Source organism: Streptomyces sp. P17 (genome assembly GCF_032436805.1).
Classification (GTDB): domain Bacteria; phylum Actinomycetota; class Actinomycetes; order Streptomycetales; family Streptomycetaceae; genus Streptomyces.
Map to the genome: position 1 here is coordinate 1 of NZ_JAVRBF010001041.1, position 261 is coordinate 261.

At 48.3% G+C, this 261-nt stretch carries 1 protein-coding gene; it reads right to left on the reverse strand.

Annotation, left to right across the window (positions count from 1 at the left end; all coding sequences use genetic code 11):
- Positions 1-229 (reverse strand): hypothetical protein (locus RMT89_RS43865; RefSeq protein ID WP_315889340.1); only part of this gene is annotated, 229 nt, incomplete at its 3' end.
- Between the last annotated feature and the right edge of the window lie 32 nt (positions 230-261).

The following is a 261-nucleotide window of genomic DNA, read 5'->3' on the forward strand; positions in this document are numbered from 1 at the left end:
GGTGCACAAGATAAAGTGCATAGGTCATACCACCAAGAATGCCTAGCATCCTCTGATGTTTTTGGCCGATATTTAGCTTTGTCAGTAAGAGCAAAGCTGCAATCGAAGCCAGAATAATTGCTGTCATCGCCACCGGAGAACGCTTGATGGAATAGGTTTTCTCGGCCCATTCGGCACCAGCAAGGGTGGTATAGATTGCAAAGATTGCAGCGAGGATAAACAGCAGCACCGCATAAAATGAGCGCTGTCGCCTCAACCTGC